The sequence below is a fragment of the Plastoroseomonas hellenica genome (assembly GCF_018129085.1).
GTDB lineage: Bacteria > Pseudomonadota > Alphaproteobacteria > Acetobacterales > Acetobacteraceae > Plastoroseomonas > Plastoroseomonas hellenica.
Genome location: NZ_JAAGBB010000045.1, coordinates 1 through 16,436 on the forward strand (window position 1 = coordinate 1; position 16,436 = coordinate 16,436).

17 protein-coding genes and 1 pseudogene are annotated in these 16,436 nt (G+C 67.7%); 7 read left to right on the forward strand and 11 right to left on the reverse strand.

Annotated features, from left to right (window positions below):
- Positions 1 to 296, forward strand: a pseudogene (locus GXW71_RS26610) (hypothetical protein); the annotation flags it as partial.
- A 4-nt stretch (positions 297 to 300) separates the two neighbouring features.
- Here GXW71_RS26610 and GXW71_RS26615 read toward each other — a convergent pair.
- Complete coding sequence (locus GXW71_RS26615) at positions 301 to 687, reverse strand: c-type cytochrome (protein WP_211855736.1); 387 nt, start codon at positions 685 to 687, stop codon at positions 301 to 303.
- 449 nt (positions 688 to 1,136) lie between these two features.
- Here GXW71_RS26615 and GXW71_RS26620 point away from each other — a divergent pair, with 449 nt between their 5' ends.
- The 5 genes from GXW71_RS26620 to GXW71_RS26640 all read left to right on the forward strand — a co-directional run bounded on the left by GXW71_RS26620 (position 1,137) and on the right by GXW71_RS26640 (position 5,643).
- A complete protein-coding gene (locus GXW71_RS26620) occupies positions 1,137 to 1,994 on the forward strand; it encodes a cytochrome c oxidase subunit II (protein WP_246526917.1) in 858 nt (285 codons plus the stop codon).
- Entirely contained in the window at positions 1,991 to 3,769 is a 1,779-nt protein-coding gene (ctaD, locus tag GXW71_RS26625) for a cytochrome c oxidase subunit I (protein WP_211855738.1), read from the forward strand. The genes GXW71_RS26620 and ctaD overlap by 4 nt, the downstream gene beginning before the upstream one ends.
- On the forward strand, positions 3,766 to 4,476 hold the full coding sequence (locus GXW71_RS26630) for a cytochrome c oxidase subunit 3 (protein ID WP_246526918.1): 711 nt from the start codon (positions 3,766 to 3,768) through the stop codon (positions 4,474 to 4,476). The genes ctaD and GXW71_RS26630 overlap by 4 nt, the downstream gene beginning before the upstream one ends.
- Positions 4,477 to 4,485: 9 nt before the next feature.
- On the forward strand, positions 4,486 to 5,208 hold the full coding sequence (locus GXW71_RS26635) for a heme-copper oxidase subunit III family protein (protein WP_211855739.1): 723 nt from the start codon (positions 4,486 to 4,488) through the stop codon (positions 5,206 to 5,208).
- A gap of 99 nt (positions 5,209 to 5,307) precedes the next feature.
- A complete protein-coding gene (locus GXW71_RS26640) occupies positions 5,308 to 5,643 on the forward strand; it encodes a cytochrome C oxidase subunit IV family protein (RefSeq protein WP_211855740.1) in 336 nt (111 codons plus the stop codon).
- Between the two features lie 60 nt (positions 5,644 to 5,703).
- Here the strand turns inward: GXW71_RS26640 and GXW71_RS26645 are convergent, their stop codons facing one another.
- Positions 5,704 to 6,495: a DUF2189 domain-containing protein gene (locus tag GXW71_RS26645; protein WP_211855741.1), complete on the reverse strand. Its 792-nt coding sequence runs from the start codon at positions 6,493 to 6,495 to the stop codon at positions 5,704 to 5,706.
- 274 nt (positions 6,496 to 6,769) lie between these two features.
- On the reverse strand, positions 6,770 to 7,837 hold the full coding sequence (locus GXW71_RS26650; RefSeq protein WP_211855742.1) for an AbrB family transcriptional regulator: 1,068 nt from the start codon (positions 7,835 to 7,837) through the stop codon (positions 6,770 to 6,772).
- A 71-nt stretch (positions 7,838 to 7,908) separates the two neighbouring features.
- On the opposite strand from GXW71_RS26650, the gene GXW71_RS26655 reads away from it, so the two are divergent.
- The gene (locus tag GXW71_RS26655; RefSeq protein WP_211855743.1) at positions 7,909 to 8,307 is read left to right on the forward strand and encodes a hypothetical protein; all 399 of its coding nucleotides are present in this window, start codon (positions 7,909 to 7,911) and stop codon (positions 8,305 to 8,307) included.
- On the opposite strand, the gene GXW71_RS26660 is transcribed toward GXW71_RS26655, so the two are convergent.
- The 8 genes from GXW71_RS26660 to GXW71_RS26695 all read right to left on the reverse strand — a co-directional run bounded on the left by GXW71_RS26660 (position 8,304) and on the right by GXW71_RS26695 (position 16,434).
- Complete coding sequence (locus GXW71_RS26660; RefSeq protein ID WP_211855744.1) at positions 8,304 to 8,891, reverse strand: acyltransferase; 588 nt, start codon at positions 8,889 to 8,891, stop codon at positions 8,304 to 8,306. The two genes, GXW71_RS26655 and GXW71_RS26660, sit on opposite strands and share 4 nt — an antisense overlap.
- Positions 8,888 to 10,090 (reverse strand): DegT/DnrJ/EryC1/StrS family aminotransferase, encoded by a 1,203-nt coding sequence (locus GXW71_RS26665; protein ID WP_211855745.1) that lies wholly within the window; start codon positions 10,088 to 10,090, stop codon positions 8,888 to 8,890. Before GXW71_RS26665 ends, GXW71_RS26660 begins: the two co-directional genes overlap by 4 nt.
- Positions 10,087 to 12,552 carry an O-linked N-acetylglucosamine transferase, SPINDLY family protein gene (locus GXW71_RS26670; protein ID WP_211855746.1) on the reverse strand — a complete coding sequence of 822 codons (2,466 nt, stop codon included), beginning with the start codon at positions 12,550 to 12,552 and terminating at the stop codon, positions 10,087 to 10,089. The genes GXW71_RS26665 and GXW71_RS26670 overlap by 4 nt, the downstream gene beginning before the upstream one ends.
- Before the next feature lie 118 nt (positions 12,553 to 12,670).
- A complete protein-coding gene (locus tag GXW71_RS26675) occupies positions 12,671 to 13,453 on the reverse strand; it encodes a DUF1217 domain-containing protein (protein ID WP_211855747.1) in 783 nt (260 codons plus the stop codon).
- Positions 13,454 to 13,457: 4 nt separating this feature from the next.
- Entirely contained in the window at positions 13,458 to 13,802 is a 345-nt protein-coding gene (locus tag GXW71_RS26680) for a flagellar biosynthesis regulator FlaF (protein WP_211855748.1), read from the reverse strand.
- A complete protein-coding gene (locus GXW71_RS26685) occupies positions 13,799 to 14,236 on the reverse strand; it encodes a flagellar biosynthesis repressor FlbT (protein ID WP_211855749.1) in 438 nt (145 codons plus the stop codon). The genes GXW71_RS26680 and GXW71_RS26685 overlap by 4 nt, the downstream gene beginning before the upstream one ends.
- Before the next feature lie 69 nt (positions 14,237 to 14,305).
- A complete protein-coding gene (locus GXW71_RS26690) occupies positions 14,306 to 15,145 on the reverse strand; it encodes a flagellin (protein ID WP_211855750.1) in 840 nt (279 codons plus the stop codon).
- 227 nt (positions 15,146 to 15,372) lie between these two features.
- Complete coding sequence (locus GXW71_RS26695; protein ID WP_211855751.1) at positions 15,373 to 16,434, reverse strand: flagellin; 1,062 nt, start codon at positions 16,432 to 16,434, stop codon at positions 15,373 to 15,375.
- Between the last annotated feature and the right edge of the window lie 2 nt (positions 16,435 to 16,436).

Genomic DNA, 16,436 nt, shown 5'->3' on the forward strand with positions numbered 1-16,436 from the left:
TCCGCGCCGAGCTGCCGGCGGCGGCCTTGGCGGCGCTGCGCGCGGCGCTCGCCGCCTGCCGGCTGCGGGCGCTGGTGGTGCTGCCCGCACTGACGCCAGCCGATGCCGTCAGCGCCTTCCGGCGCGCCGCGCAGCACTGGCAGGAGGAGGAGGCGCGGGAAGGCGCCGTGGAAGCGGTGCGCCTGATCGGCCCGACCGAGAGCGCGCGTGTCCAGGCGCAGCTCGCCGCCAGCGCCGAGGCCTGCGCCCATTACCGGGACTGGCTGCACCGCCGCACCGGCTGGCGCGCGGCCTAAGCGTTCAGCCCTGCTGCTGCCGGAGATAGGCAATCAGGTCGTTGAGCTGCTGCTCATTGCGCAGCCCCGGGAAGGCCATGGTCCCGGCCGGGACGAGTTCCTTCGGGTTGCGCAGGTAGGAGCGCAGGTTGTCCTCGGTCCAGGTCAGCCCGCCTTCCGCCCGTTGCCGCATCGCGGGTGAATAGCGGAAGCCGTCGATCGCGGCGGCGCGGCGGCCGACGACGCCCCGCAGATTGGGCCCGACGCCGGCGCGCCCGCCTGGATCGACCGTGTGGCAGGCGCGGCATTGGGCGAAGACCCTCTGGCCCGCCGCGGCGTCGCCGCCGGCGTCCTGCGCCGCCGCGGATGCGGCGCAGAAGAGGATCATGGATGCAAGCAGTGGTCTGAGCATGGCGTTGGCTTCGCTCCTCCCCGACGCATCTTGTTCAGGGGAGCTTAAGCGCGATCGTCAGCCGGATGCAAAACGCATCTCCACACGACCCAGCGACGACGCCTCTATCCTCCCCGTGAGGCGGGGCTTCGCTGTTTCCGTTGACATCGGCGCCGGCCGCGCACAACCATTCCTGGTAGCCAAAGGGCCCCGGCGCGGCCATTCGCCGCTTGAGAGTGCTCTGCGTTGCTTGCTGTTGGCTTTTCTCCCGCGGGAGCGAAGCAGGGCACGACCACGGCGAATACCACGCAGCCATTGCTTCATGGATGGGGTCCCGCGCGTGCGTGACTGGGTGTCGGCTGTCCGGCGCATGGGACCGCGTGCCGACATCGCGACGGAGGAAACGGCAGGCTGAGTTGAGGCCCGTCCAGTTCAGCCCCGGAACCCACCGGGGCGTGGAGGAGCGAGGCATGGCGGTAGCGCTGATCCTGGTGCTGGTCGCGGTCGGCTCGGTGGCATTCCACCTCTGGAGCCCGTGGTGGTCGACGCCCATCGCGTCGAACTGGGGCTATATCGACGACACGATCAACCTCACCTTCTGGATCACCGGCTTCGTCTTCGTCGTGATCCTGCTGTTCATGGCCTATTGCGTGCTGCGCTTCCGTACGCGTCCCGGCAATCGCGCGCACTACGAGCCGGAGAACAAGCGCCTGGAATGGTGGCTGACCGGGATCACCGCGATCGGCGTCGCCGCGATGCTGGCGCCCGGCCTCGTCGTCTGGAACCAGTTCATCACCGTACCGCGCGACGCGACCGAAATCGAGGTCGTCGGCCAGCAATGGCGCTGGAGCTATCGCCTGCCGGGGCAGGACGGCAGGCTCGGCAGATCCGACGTCCGCCATGTCAGCGCGGAGAATCCGCTGGGCGTCGATCCGACCGATCCGCAAGGGCAGGACGACATCATCCTCGACGGCGAGGATTTGCGCCTGCCGATCGACCGGCCCGTCCGGGTGCTGCTCCGCGGCATCGACGTGCTGCACAATTTCTACGTGCCAGAGTTCCGCGCGAAGATGGACATGATACCGGGCTCCATCACCTATTTCTGGTTCACGCCCACGCGGACCGGGACCTTCGAGGCGCTCTGCGCCGAGCTCTGCGGCGTCGGGCACGCGGCCATGCGCGGACGCGTCGTCGTGCAGACCCAGGCCGAATACCAGGCCTGGCTCGTCGGGCAGCGGACCTTCGCCGAACTCGGCGCCGCCGCGCGGCGCGCGCAGGCATCGGCGCCACCACCTGAGCGGGACAGATACGAGGAGGCGTCACGATGAGCGAGATCGTGCCCGGCGCGGACCATCCGATCCCGCACGACCATGCCGATGACGTCGAGCTCTATCACCCGCATAGCTGGATCACGAAATACGTCTTCAGCCAGGACGCCAAGGTCATCGGCATCCAGTACTCGCTGACCGCGATGGCGATCGGCCTGGTGGCGCTCGTGCTGTCCTGGCTGATGCGCCTGCAGCTCGGCTTCCCCAGCACCTTCTCCTTCATCGATCCACCGAGCTACTATCAGTTCATCACCATGCACGGCATGATCATGGTGGTGTACCTGCTGACCGCGCTGTTCCTCGGCGGCTTCGGCAACTACCTGATCCCGCTGATGGTCGGCGCGCGGGACATGGTCTTCCCCTACGCGAACATGCTGAGCTACTGGATCTACCTGCTCGCGGTGCTGGTGCTGGTGGCGAGCTTCTTCGCGCCCGGGGGGCCGACCGGCGCCGGATGGACGCTCTACCCGCCGCAGGCGATCCTCTCCGGCACGCCGGGCGGACAGGGCTGGGGCATCATCCTGATGCTCGTCTCCCTCGCGCTCTTCATCATCGGCTTCACCATGGGCGGGCTGAACTACGTGGTGACCGTGCTGCAGGCGCGGACGCGCGGGATGACGCTGATGCGCATGCCACTGACGGTCTGGGGCATTTTCACCGCGACGGTGATGGCGCTGCTGGCCTTCCCCGCACTCTTCGTCGGCGCCGTGATGATGCTGTTCGACCGGCTGCTCGGCACCAGCTTCTTCATGCCCGCGCTAGTCGAGATGGGCCAGCAGCTCCGTTATGGCGGCGGCAGCCCGATCCTGTTCCAGCACCTGTTCTGGTTCTTCGGCCACCCCGAGGTCTACATCGTCGCGTTGCCCGCCTTCGGCATCGTCTCCGACCTCATCAGCACCCATGCGCGGCGCAACATCTTCGGCTACCGGATGATGGTCTGGGCGATCGTCGGCATCGGCGCGCTGAGCTTCATCGTCTGGGCGCACCACATGTATGTCAGCGGCATGCACCCGTGGTTCGGCTTCTTCTTCGCCACGACGACGCTGATCATCGCGGTGCCGACCGCGATCAAGGTCTACAACTGGCTGCTGACGCTCTGGCGCGGCGACATCCACCTGACGGTGCCGATGCTCTTCACGCTCGCCTTCATCGTCACCTTCCTCAATGGCGGGCTGACCGGCCTCTTCCTCGGCAATGTCGTCGTCGACGTGCCGCTCTCGGACACCATGTTCGTGGTCGCGCATTTCCACATGGTGATGGGCGTCGCGCCGATCATGGTGATCTTCGGCGGCATCTACCACTGGTACCCGAAGGTCACCGGGCGGATGATGAACGACGCGATGGGCAAGATCCATTTCTGGGTCACCTTCCTCGGCGCCTATCTGATCTTTTTCCCGATGCATTATCTCGGCCTGCTCGGCGTGCCGCGCCGCTACCACGAGATCGGCCCGACCTCCTTCGTGCCGGACTCGGCCGAGACGCTGAATGCCTTCATCAGCGTCGTGGCGCTTGTCGTCGGCGCCGCTCAGATGCTGTTCCTGTTCAACCTGGCCTGGAGCCTGCGGCGCGGTCGCGAAGCGGGGCCCAATCCGTGGAACGCAACCACGCTCGAATGGCAGACGCCGCAGACCCCGCCGGGCCACGGCAATTGGGGCAAGGAGACGCCACCGGTCTATCGCTGGGCCTATGCCTATGGCGTGCCGGGGGCGGCGCGTGACTTCATCCCGCAGAACGAGCCGCCGGCGACAGCGGCCGGCGACGGAGGCTCGGGATGATCATCACCCTTCTGTTCCTGGTCGCAGTACTGGGTTTCCTCGGCTGGTGGCTGCTGGCGCGGCAGGGGCTGATGAGCAAGCCCTGGCTGGAGACCGCGACGCCCGCGACGATCCTCGATACCGGCGCGTCGCCGCTGCCGACCGCGAAGATCGGGCTCGGCGTCTTCCTCGGCATCGCCGGCACGCTGCTGATGCTCCTGGTCAGCGCCTATGCCATCCGGATGGACATGGAGGACTGGCGGCCCCTGCCCTGGCCGCAGCTTCTCTGGGCCAATACCGCCGTGCTGGTGCTGAGCAGCGTTGCGCTGCACCGGGCGCGGGCCGCGGCGCGGCAGGCGGCGCGGGAGGAGGCGCGATCCTGGCTGCTGGTCGGCGGGCTCGCCGCCATCGCCTTCCTGGCCGGGCAAGTCCTCGCCTGGCGCCAGCTCGCGGAGGCGGGCTATCGCCCGGCGACCAACCCGGCCGATGCCTTCTTCTATCTCCTCACCGCCTTGCACGGGCTGCATGTGCTGGGCGGGCTGGTCGCGCTCGCCAGGGCGGCTGCCCGCCTGCGCCAGGCCAGGATCGAGGCGCTGCGACTCAGCATCGAGCTGTGCGCGACCTATTGGCACTTCCTGCTGGCGGCCTGGATCGTGTTCTTCGTCCTGCTCGCCTACGCGCCCGTCTTCCCCTGGCTCTACGCGATCTGCCGCGCGCCGTTCGGATAGGACCGGTCCATGCCCGACACCCCGCTCATCCGCACGCAGGACGCCGCCACGCCGACTTCCGGTTGGCATTCCTTGGTCAGCGACTGGTCCTCCGACCGGCATGCCTTCAAGGACGTGTCCTGGGGGAAGGCCATGATGTGGATCTTCCTGCTGAGCGACACCTTCATCTTCGGCTGCTTCCTGCTGTCCTACATGACGGTCAGGATGTCGACGACCACGCCCTGGCCGAACCCGAGCGAGGTCTTCGCGCTCGAGATCGCCGGCACGAACATGCCGCTCATCCTCATCGCCATCATGACCTTCGTGCTGATCACCAGTAGCGGCACCATGGCGATGGCCGTCAATGCCGGCTATCGCCGCAACCGCCGGGCGGCCGCCTTGCTGATGCTGGTGACCGCGCTATTCGGCGCGGCCTTCGTCGGCATGCAGGCCTTCGAATGGTCCAAGCTGATCCATGAAGGCGTCCGCCCCTGGGAGAACCCCTGGGGCGCCGCGCAGTTCGGCTCGACCTTCTTCATGATCACGGGCTTTCACGGCACCCATGTCACGATCGGCGTCATCTTCCTGCTGATCGTCGCGCGCAAAGTCTGGCGTGGCGATTTCGACAGCGGGAGGAAGGGCTTCTTCACCAGCCGCAAGGGCCGCTACGAAATCGTCGAGATCACCGGGCTCTACTGGCACTTCGTCGATCTGGTGTGGGTGTTCATCTTCGCATTCTTCTATCTCTGGTAGGGCAGATCCCGCCCGGGCGGGTGAAGATGCTCGCCACAATCAAGGACTGGCGTGGTTGGAGCGCGGCAAGGCGGAGCGAGACCGCTCCAGGAGGCAAAATTGGCGCAGGCATCGGCCGAAGGGCAGCAGCAGCATCCGATCAAGCTCTACCTGATCGTCTGGCTCTGGCTGTTCGTCCTCAGCACCTTCTCCTACCTGGTCGACTACTTCCACCTGCAGGGCATCCTGCGGTGGTCCCTGATCCTGATTTTCATGATGCTGAAGGCGGGGCTGATCGTCGCCGTCTTCATGCACATGGCCTGGGAGCGGCTGGCGATCATCTACGCCATCCTGCTGCCGCCGCTGGCGGTGGTCGTGTTCATGGCCCTCATGATCTTCGAGGCGGACCACACGCTGTTCACGCGGATCCGGTTCTTCAGCCCCGGATCCGGGTGATCCGCCGCAGCGTGGTCGCTTCGAGCTGAAGCGACCACGCTCCGGGCCACCGCGCAGGGATCAGGATCCGACCACCTGCCGATAGAGGTGCCAGGTGGCGTGGCCGAGCAAGGGCATCACCACCGCGAGGCCGACGAAGAGCGGCAGGCAGCCGACGAGCAGCAGCGCGGCGACGATCAGGCCCCAAACCGCCATGGGCCCCGGGTTCATCAGCACCGCCCGGATCGATGTCCGGACCGCCACGCGCACCCCCACGGGCCGATCGATCAGCATCGGGAAGGACACCACGGTGATGGTCAGCACCAGCACGGCGAAAAGGAAGCCGACGGCATTGCCGATCAGGATGAGGTTCCAGCCCTCGCGCGTGCCGAGGATGCGGCCGAAGAAATCGCCGATCGAAGCCGGGATCCAATTGCCCATCGTCGCCCAGTAGACCATCTGCGCGGCGAAGAGCCAGGCCACGAAGATCACGCAGAGGATGAGCCCGAGCCCGATGATCGCGGGCAGCGACGGCGAGTGGATCACGTCGAGGGCATTCACCCAGGAGACCTCAGCCCCCTGCTCGCGGCGCCGGCTCAGCTCATAGATGCCGACCGCGGCGAGCGGGCCCATCAGGGAAAGGCCGGCGACCAGCGGATAGAGCAGCGGCAGCCCGTCGCCCGAGGCGAAGCGGGCGGCGATGAGGCCGATGATCGGATAGATGATGCCGAGGAAGATCAACTGCGTCGGCGCGGCGAGGAAATCGTCATAGCCGCGGCTGAGCGCGGTCCAGAGATCCGCCATCCCGATCCGGCGTGGAATGGGATCGGCATGGGCTGTCACCATGCCGTCGGCCGTCGAAGCGTTTGCCATTATTCTGCCTCCCCAAGGACTGCTCGTGCAGAAGCACTCGCTGTCGCGAGTCGCGGGCGGCATCGGACGGCCGATAGCAGTGAGTGTGACCGCGGCAGTGGCCGTCTGACGGCGCGGGTCGACCCTCGATGGAGAAGATTCTAGCACCGATCGCCAGATCATCGCGGGAAAAAACCGGCGAGCGCCCCTTGTCGCCTTGATTGGCGCGCAGCCGCCACACCAACCCTGCGCGCTGATACCCAACTCCGAAAGGCAAGCCTTTCTCCGCCGGGTATCAGCCGCCGAGGCCGAGCCGCTCCGCGATGCGCCAGATCGGCGCGACGATCACGTTGCAGAGCAGCGTGCGCGTCAGATGGAAGCCGAGCACCAGCGGCACCGCCATGTCGAGCGCCTTGGCGGTCACCGTCATCTCCGGCATGCCGCCGGGCGCCATGCCGAGGATCACCGCCGGGATCGGCAGGCCGCTGATGAGTGCCAGCACCACCGCGACCGCGATCAGCAGCAGGGAGAGCGCGATCGTGGAAATGAAGGACGCGAAGGCGAGGCGCCGCGCGCCGAGGATGAAGTCGCGCGTCAGCTTGACGCCGATCGAGGCGCCGAGCGCGACCTGCGCGGCATCGACCAGCGGCATCCAGACGCCGGACGGCAGTCTGTCCGCTGCCGAGAGGCCGATCGCCAGCAGGCAGGGCCCGAACATCCAGGGATTGGCGAAGCCGACGCGCTGCCCCGCGAAGCCGAGCGCCGCGCCACCGGCCGCCAGCATCAGGAGCCCGGGCCACCAGACCTCCGGCCGCACCGTCTGGAAGCTGGTGTCATGGGTGCCGCCGGCGAGTGCGGCCAGCAGCGGCGGGAACACCAGCACCACGACGACGAGGCGCATGGTCTGCGAGAGCGTCACCGGCGCGATGGAAACGCCGGCGCGCGCCGCCAGCACCACCATCACCATCAGCCCGCCGGGAACACCGGCGAAGAAGGCGGTGCGGCCATCGAGCCCGCCGAGGCGCTGCAGGATCGGCCCGACCGCGAGCCCGGCCAGGATCGACAGCACGGCGGCCGCGAGGATCACCGGCAGGGCGCCGGCGACTGCCGCGATGACCGGCGCGGTGAAGGTCTGGCCGAGTGCCAGCCCCAGCACCAGCAGCCCGGCCGGGCGGGAAAAGGCGGGGACCGAAGCGTTGTGCCGCCAGGCGAGCGCCGCGGTCGCGACCATGGCGCCGATCATCCAGGCCAGCGGCATGCGCAGCAGATGGGCGACATAGCCGCCCGCCGTCGCCAGCGCGAGGGTGCCGAGGGAGGTGAGAAGGGAGGAGAGGGTCACGCGGGCGCCAGTGTTGCGCCGCAACAGTGGAACGTCAAAACCGGCGGGCGTTAAGCTCTCGGTAATTATTTATTCTTAATCTTTAACGATCCGCCATGCTGATCGACACCTCCTGGCGCGGCGTAGCCGCCACCGGTCTGGCCTATGCGCTCCCGTCGCCGATGGCGACGGCTGTGAGCACGGAGGCGCCGGCTGTCAGCACGGAAGCGCCGGCCGCGATCGAGGAGATCCGGCCGAATCCGCGCCTGCGGCTGGACAGCGGCCTCGGCGTGGTGGTGATCGAGTTCCTCGATTCCCAGGGCGAGGTGCGAACCTCGCTGCCGACCGAACGGGAGATGGCGGCCTATCGCGCCGCGGCGATCGCCGATCAGCCATTGCCCAGCGAACTCGGCCTGCCCGGGCCGGCGCCCCTGCCCAAGGCTCGCGACACGCAGGATGCGCCGCCGGCACCCGAGACCCCGGCCAAGCCCGTGTCGCGGGATATCGACATCTAGCCCGCCCCCGCAGCTTCGGACGTCAGATAGGCCTGCTCCAGTTCCAGCATGGTCCTGGCGCGCTCGCCCAGCTTGCGCGCCGGGTTGCCCGCCATAATGGCAAAATCGGGCACATCCTGCCGGATCACGCTCAGCGCACCCACCGCGGCACCGAGGCCGATGCTGACCCCGGGCAGCACGATGCTGCCGCAGCCGATGATGACATGCCGGCCGAGCCGCACCGCCCCATGCGTCGCCTGGGTGAACTCCTCCGGGACGGTCGGATTGGTCATCGCAACGCCCGTGTAGTCGTCGCTCGAACTGAAGAGCGAGCAGCGTTGCGACAGGCCGGCGAAGTCCTCGAGCTCGATCCGCGCCCGTCCGACCATACCGCAATAGGCCGCGACATGGACGTTGCGCCCGATCGTGATCCCGTCGGGCCCAGCGCTCAGCACGCAGAAGGGGTCGATACGGCTGTGGTCGCCGATCGATATGCGCCCGATCCCAAAGAGCCGCACGCTGCGGTCAAGCCGCACGTCGCGCCCGACATGGGCGAAGCCGAGCCCCCGCAGCTCCGCCTCGCTGTAGAGATGTGGAGGGTTCACGCCGCCGAGACCAGGACGGGAAAGGCGCCGGCGGGTGACGCATAGGTCTCCGTCGCCGGCGCGGGCGTGGCGGCGGCGATCTCCGCGAAGGCGGTGCCGATCTGCGCGATCTCGGCGTCCGAAAGGTCGCAGTAGAAGGGAATGCCGATGGTGCTGTGCGCCAGGACCTCGGTCGCCGGCAGGCGGTTCTGGGCGGCGTGGTTGCGCCGGGGCAGATGCGCGAAGGCGGGGCTGGTGTGGCAGCCAAAGCCCCACCAGGCGCGCGTCGAAATGCCGCGCAGCCCGAGGCCCATCGCCGCATCGCCGGCGCCGAGCCCGTCCGGCAGGCGCAGCACGCAGGTGGCCGAGACCCAGTCCTCACCGAAGCCGGGCTGGAACACGGCGCCGCTCGGCTCCACCGCCGCGCGCAGCCGGTGCGCGACGGACTGGAATTCGGCGCGCCGTTCCGGCCAGCCCTTGAGCGAGCAGAGCGCGACGGCGGCGTGATACTCACTGAGCTTGGCGTTGGTCGCAGGCACCTCGGCGAGACGGGTGCCAAGGAAGCCGAGATTGGCCACGCGCTTGATGCGCTTGGCGAGGTCGGCATCGCGGGTCGCGACGAAGCCGCCCTCCCCCGCGCCCACGGTCTTGGTCGCGTGCAGGCTGACGACGGAGGGCGTGCGCGCGACGCTGAGACCATCGAAGGCAGCAGCGGAGTCGATCACCACCGGGATCCCAGTCTCGGCGGTGAAGGCATCCCAGGGTTCGGGCGCGAGCTGCAGGCCGAAGGGCGCGACCACGACGACCGCGGCGACCGGCAGGTTCGACTTCAGCCCGGCCAGCAATTCTCGGCGCACAAGCTCCGGGGTCAGCATCCAGCTCCCTTCCTCGACATCGAGGAAACAGGGCGTGAGGCCGGCGGCCAGCGCTGCATGCGGCGTCGCGACGAAGGTCCAGCTCGGCATCAGGCAGAGGCCAAAGCGCTTCTCCGCCGGCCGATCCTCGAGCACCGCGCGCAGCGCGCAGGTGATGCCGTCGGTCGCCGAGGAGCAGGTGACGACCGAGGCGCCGAGTCGGTCGCCGAGCAGCCGCTCGAGCTCAGCGTTCAGCGGGCCCCAGTTGGAGTAGATGCGCCGCTGGTCGATGGCGCGGAGATACGGGAGCAGCGCATCGGCATCGGGCAGCTTCGGGCGGGCGACTGCAATGCTGCGTTGCATCATGTCGGCATCTCCTCGCCTGGGCCACCGAGCTGTTCGGGGGTGATGGTGATGGCGGCCGGCGCCTGGCCTTCGCAGAAGCGGCGCCACATGGCGCGGAAGGCGGCATCAAAGCCGCGCGCGGCCAGGTCGGACTGCCGCATGGCCGCATCCATCTGCCCGGGCAGCCGGGCGCGGATGGCGGCGAGTTCCTGCAGGTTGTCACTCCAATGGGCAGCGCGCGCCACGAACTCCTCAGGGGTCGTGGCGACGAAGCCCTCCAGCCCGACATGGTGCGTCAGCACGATGCCGCTGCGGCTGACATAGGTGTCGCCGGCGAGTGCCAGCACCGGCACGCCCATGCGCAGCGCGATGCTCGTCGTCGTGCCGCCGGCATAGGGGAAGCTGTCGAGCAGCATGTCCACCTCGTGGTGGTATTGCAGATAGTCGGGGGAATGGCGGCGGAACATCAGCCGGTCTTCCGGAATGCCGGCCTTGGCGAAGCGCGCGATCATGGTCGCGACCATCTCGACACCCTTCATGCCCGCGACGAGGAAGTGGGAATTCGGCACCGCATGCATCGCGCGCGCCCAGAGGTCGACCACGCTCTGATCCGACTTGCTGATGCGATTGAAGCTGCCGAAGGTGATGTGGCCATTGGTGAGCGCCGGCAGTGGCCTGACCTCCGGGATCACCGAAGCCTCCGAGGCGGTGAAGCGCTGCAGGTCGAACATGTAGGCACGCGGCAGCCGCACCAGCTTCTCGGTGAACTGCTCGTCGCAGAGGCCTTCAGGCACTGCCCCGCCGCAGAGCGCGTAGTAGTCCATGCGCGACATGCCGGTGGTCGCGGGATAGCCGAGATAGCTCACCTGCACCGGCGCCGGCTTGCGGGCGAAGATACCGAGGCGGTTGTGGTTGGTGTGACCGGCCAGGTCGACCAGGATGTCGATCCCATCCTCACGGATCCGCTTCGCGGCGGCATCGTCGGCCAGGCCGCGGATCACCCGCCAGCCGGCGGCGAAGCCCCGCAGCCGTTGCGTGACCTGATCATCGCGATCGCTCGTCGCATAGGCGTGGATTTCGTAGCCCCGCTGTTGCAGCTTTTCCCAGAGCGGCAGGAACCAGGCCGAGACCACGTGCTCCGCGAAGTCGCCGGAGACGAGGCCGATCCGCGGGCGGCGCACCGCCGCGGCGGCGTCCGGGCGGTGCCGCATGGGCTTGGCCTCCGCTTCCAGCCGCCGCCCGAAAGCGCGATGGGCCGCGAAGACCTCCGCCGTGCTGCGTCCCGGCGCATGCAGCAGCGTGAAAAGATGCACGTTGTGCAATGCGGTATTGCCCGCTTCCACCGCGAGGCCGGCACGGGCGCTCTTCAGCGCCTCCTCCACCTGGCCGATATTGAAGTGCACATGGGTCAGCGTCAGCCACAGCGGCCCGTTGCGTGGATCAATCGCCAGCGCCTTGCGCAGCCACGCCTCCGCCTCTGCCGGCACGCCCCACTTGGCATAGAGGTCAGCGAGCTGCCGATAGGCGTCGGTGCGGTCGCTCTTCAGCGCAATGGCACGGCGAAAGGCAGCTTCCGCCTCCGCTTGGCGATTCCCGCGCTGCAACAGCTTGCCGAGATGGACTAGCGCTTCCGCCGAGTCCGGATCGGCCTGCACCGCAGTACGAAAATGCCGTTCGGCCAGCACGTCCTGCCGCTGCAAGGCAAAGAACTGGCCCATGACCAGATTCGTGTTGCTGGCTGCGGGTGCGAGCGCCAGCGCGGTGCGGCAGTCCCGCTCCGCCTCGTCATGCCGGCCTGCATCGATCAGGATGCGCGCGAGATTCAGCGGCAGGGCGACGAGCCCGGGATGAGCAGCGATCCCCTGGCGCAGCAGCGCGACAGCGTCGTCGACCCGGTCCTGCACGCGGAGCAGGCCACTCAGGCTGTTGATCGCCTCGGCCTGGTACGGCTCGATCTTTAGGATCGCGCGGAACTCCGCTTCCGCATCGGCGGTGCGGCCGGACGCCATCGCCTTGCGCGCGCGCAGGAGCTTCGCCGCCACTTGTGGGGAGGCCTTCGCCGCGCTGCCGGCCAGCCCTGGGGCGGAAGCCGCCCCGGCCGGTGCAGGAGAGGAGGCAGCCAGCGGTGTCATCCGCGACAAGCTTGCCGTCGTTCCCGCCAGCAGACGGCGTCGCATCTCCTCGATCACCTCGGCCTCGAACCCGAGTTGCTGAACCTGGCCGATCAGCTTGTGCGCGCCATCGAACATGCCCGTGGCGATCAGCGCCTCCTGGATCGCGAGCCAGCGCTCGGCGATGCCGGGTTCGGCTTCCAGGGCGCGCAGCAGCAGCGGGAAGGCGAGCGTCGGCTCACCGGAATCGAGCAAGGCCCGGCCGAGCCGCGCGGCCTCCTCAGGCGCCACCGACGCGGGATCGACCGCGGCTTCCGACAGCAAGGGTGGAAGGTGATCCGCCTGCGCTGGCGAGAGCGGCGCTTGATCCATTGCTACAGCCCCTCATGGGCAGGAATTTACGGAGCTAGGCTAAGGGCTTGCGGCTGAAACAAAGATTAAGACCAAGGCTGGCTGGTCAGTGCCGCTGAACCAAGGGCACGAGGCCGATCTAAAGGATCAGATTGATGCCTGAGATGGCAGTGAAATCGATCCCCGTCTGACCGCTCTGGTTGAAGCCCGGCAGGCTGAAGCTCGGCGTCGTCGAACTGTTCATGTTGGTCATGATCAGATAGCGCTCGGCGAGCTTCTGAACCTTTTTCGGATCCTGCAGGTCCTTCAGGTTGATGCGCTTCTCGATCACCTTGGCCTGAGTCTCGACCGACTGCAGGGCGAATTCATCGGGCAGGCCGAGTGCCCCGGTCACCACCCGCCGCAGCACCGCGTTACCGAGGATGGCATAGGCGCTGGTCGCGTTCTTCGCACTCTCTTGGAAATAGAGCGCATCGGAGATGCCGGTCGCGCGCTCGTCCAGGCCGTTCCGCCAGGAGAGCTCGCGGATGCCCTTGTCCAGGGTCTCGAGCAGCTTCGGATCGCGCAGCGCGTCGAGGCCCTTCTTCTTCAGGTCGAGCGTGGTCGCGGCGTCCTTCCAGCGGGTGTCCGTCAGCTGGTTGGCGAGGCTCTTCGGATCCGTCAGGTCCGAGGTGAGCGCCTTCCGCGCCAAGGCGGTATTCCCCACCTGGTCGCCGAGCCCCATCGCCGGCAGCAGCACGTTCAGTACCCGCGGGTCCTTGAGCGCGGAATCAAGGTCTTTCGCCTTGGCGATAGCGGTCTTGTAGGCCTCCATCTGACGCTTGATGGCCGGGTCCTTGGCCAGCCGGTCGAGCGCCTTCGCCTCCTGCTTCGGGTCCAGCGCCTGGCGGAAGAGCGGGATGGCGGAGAGGCTGCCGGACATGGCGTCAGGCCGCCTCGGTCAGCCCTGCGGCAATCTGCTCATTCACCGAGATGAGGAAGCCGAGATCGGGTGCCGCGCCATCCATCTCCCGCCGCACCGCGCGGCCGAGCGAGATCAGCCCGGCGCGCAGCGGCTCGGGCAGCAGGTTCGAAGGATGCGCCGCGGCGGATTCGACCGCCAGCCACAGGCGGCGATTGTCGGCGATGGCGCGGGCGCGGCGCCCGTCATCGGCTTCGGTCGCGGCGCGCAGCAGGCCGATCACCCGGCGGAAGACATCGGCTTCCTGCACGCGAGGATCCATGACCGCGCGGGTAGCACCATAGGCACGCAGCGCGTTGGAAGCGTTCATGCGTCGCTCTCTTCTTCCTCACGGGCGAAATCGGGGATCGGCGGCAGGCCGAGCACGGCATCCTCATGCCGCATGACGCGGCGCGCCAGCTTCAGCGCCTGGTAGCATTCATCCGCTTCGGCGGACGCCAGCGCCCGCTCCAGCAGGTCGCGCGCCAGGGTCGAGGTGGTCGCTTCCTGGAAGGCGGCGATATAGCTGCGCGCAGCTTCGAGGCCGCGCTCGCGCTCCAGCTCGTCGCCGATATAGGCGGTCTGCAGCGCGAAATAGATCCGGCGCGCCGGGGTATCGGCGGCCTCGGGGGCCATGAGCTGCTTGCCGAACAGGAAGCGCGCCTTGCCGGTCAGCTCGATCCGCGTGCGATTGCGGAAGCGGATCGGCGCGCCATTCACGACCATCAGATCGCCTTGGCGAAGCTCTAGCACGAGGGTGGACATCCATCGCTCCCGGTCGAACAGGCGAAAAGCGGTGGCGGCGCCGCGAACGCGACGCCGCCACCCAGTTACTCAGCGGAACAGGCTCATCAGCGACTGCGGCGCCTGGTTCGCGATGGAAAGCGCCTGGGTGCCGAGCTGCTGACGGATCTGCAGGCTCTGCAAGACGGCGGATTCCTTTGCGAGGTCGGCATCGACCAGTGCCCCAAGGCCACCGTTCAGCGCGTCGACCTTCTCATTGTTGTAAGAGATCTGGCTGTCGATGTACTTGGAGTTGCTGCCGAACGTGTTCAGCGCATCGCTGATCGCGGTGTTGATCGTTTCCCAATCGCCACCAGCCGCCAGTGCGCTCTGAGCGTCGCCCGCGCTGGCGATGCTGCTGACATCCTGGATAACGAGAGTGCTCGCGCCATCCACCGCAGTCAGGGTGAAGGTCGTGCCGTTCTCGTTACGGACAGTGGTGATGTCACCGCCGCCGGAGGCGGTGGCGGTGCTCAGCAGCGAACGGCCGTTGTACGTCGCATCCGCGATGAAGTTCTCGACCTTCGTCCGCAGGTCCGTGTACTGGGCCTCGTACTGCGCCCGCTGCTCCGTGTTCAGCGTATCGTCCGCCAGACGCACCAGCGTCGTGCGGAGTTCGGTCATGGTGTCAGACACCTTGCCGAGGCTCGACAGGGCGGTATCGAGAATGCCCTTCACGCCGCCGAGCTGCTCATTGGCGGCGCTCAGGCCCGCGACCTGCGAGCGCACGGTCTGGGCAACGGCAAAAGCGGCGCCGTCATCCTTCGCATCGGCCACCCGGAAGCCGGTGGAGATGCGCTTCTGCGTCGCTTCCAGGGCGCTGTTCGTCCGGTTGAGGGACTGCAACGCCACCATGGCGCCATTGTTGGTGTTGACAGAGTTCAGAGCCATTGGGGTCTTCCCCTTCCATCGGCCCCGCCGGCCACACGGGCACGTCGGGAACCATAGTTGCATTCCGCATTTTGCGGTCTGTGTTCAAGATGCCCGAAGGCCCGTTAAGAAAGGCTCAAACAGCTTGGGCTTCTTGCGCTTCGCGGCGCCTGCCGCGACCGTCCTGCACCCAACCTGAACGGGCTCAATCACCCGCCCAGGTTGTAGCGCCGAAAGAGGGCTCCGTCTTAGCGGAGGAACTGGGTCAGGGTCAGCGAGGACATCAGCGAGATCGCCTGGTAGGAGGCCTCGAGCTGCGTCTTCGTCGCGGTCAGGCGCGTCAGGGTCTCGGCCGGATCCACTTCCTCGATCTCGGAAAGCTGGGTCTTCAAGGCGATGGTGATTTCGGCATGGTCGGTCGCGATGCCTTCCAGCCGCTTCTGCGTGACACCAAGCGCGCCCTGCTCCTGCGCGATACCGCTCGTCGTATCCTTGAGGCCCTGGCGGACATTGACCATCAGCGCGTCGAAATCGGTGCCCAGCGCCGCCTGGTTGGGCGTCATGGCCGCGAGCGTCGCCAGGCCGCGCATCAGGTCGCGCGCCCAGGACCCCGTGGTGTCACCGGTCGAGACGCCCGCCGCATTGCGATTGGCGAAGAGGCCATAGGGAACGTTCTGCCCATCCGATGCGGGCACACTCCGCCGTGCCTCGGTCGCGCCGGGGCCGGTGGAGAGATAGCCGGAGAAGGGCGTGACGCCGGCCGTATCGTCGCTGGCCGCCGCGAGGGTCGCGGCGGAGACGGCGGCGGCGGCGCCCGCGGTCAGGCCCTGCACGGCGGCGGTAATCTGCGTCACCATGCCGGAGGAGGCGATATTGGTGGCGTCGGGGATCGGCGGGTTGGTGGTGTCCTGGCCGCCGAAAATGTACTGGTCGCCATATTGGCTGTTCAGGAGCTGCGCGACCTGAGCCAGCGCTCCCTTCGCCTCCTCCGCCGCCGCGGCGATCCCCGCCTTGTTGGCGGCATTGACACCCTGGGCCAGGGAATAGGCGCGCGTCGCGATGGTCGAAAGCTGCTGCAGCGTGTTCTGCGCCACATCGGCCTGCGAGAGCGTCTGGGAGATGGTGCTCTGATAGGTCTCGCGCCGGTTCATGTCGGCCCGCAGGCTGATGGCACGACGCGCCTCCGGCGCGATATCCCCGAGATGGACGCCCTTGCGGCCGTCGGAGATCTGGCGGGTCAGCGTCTCCATGCGCAGGCGCAGCATCGCTGCACCGGCGTCAAGGCGGCCGAGGGCGGAGAAGCCGGTCATGG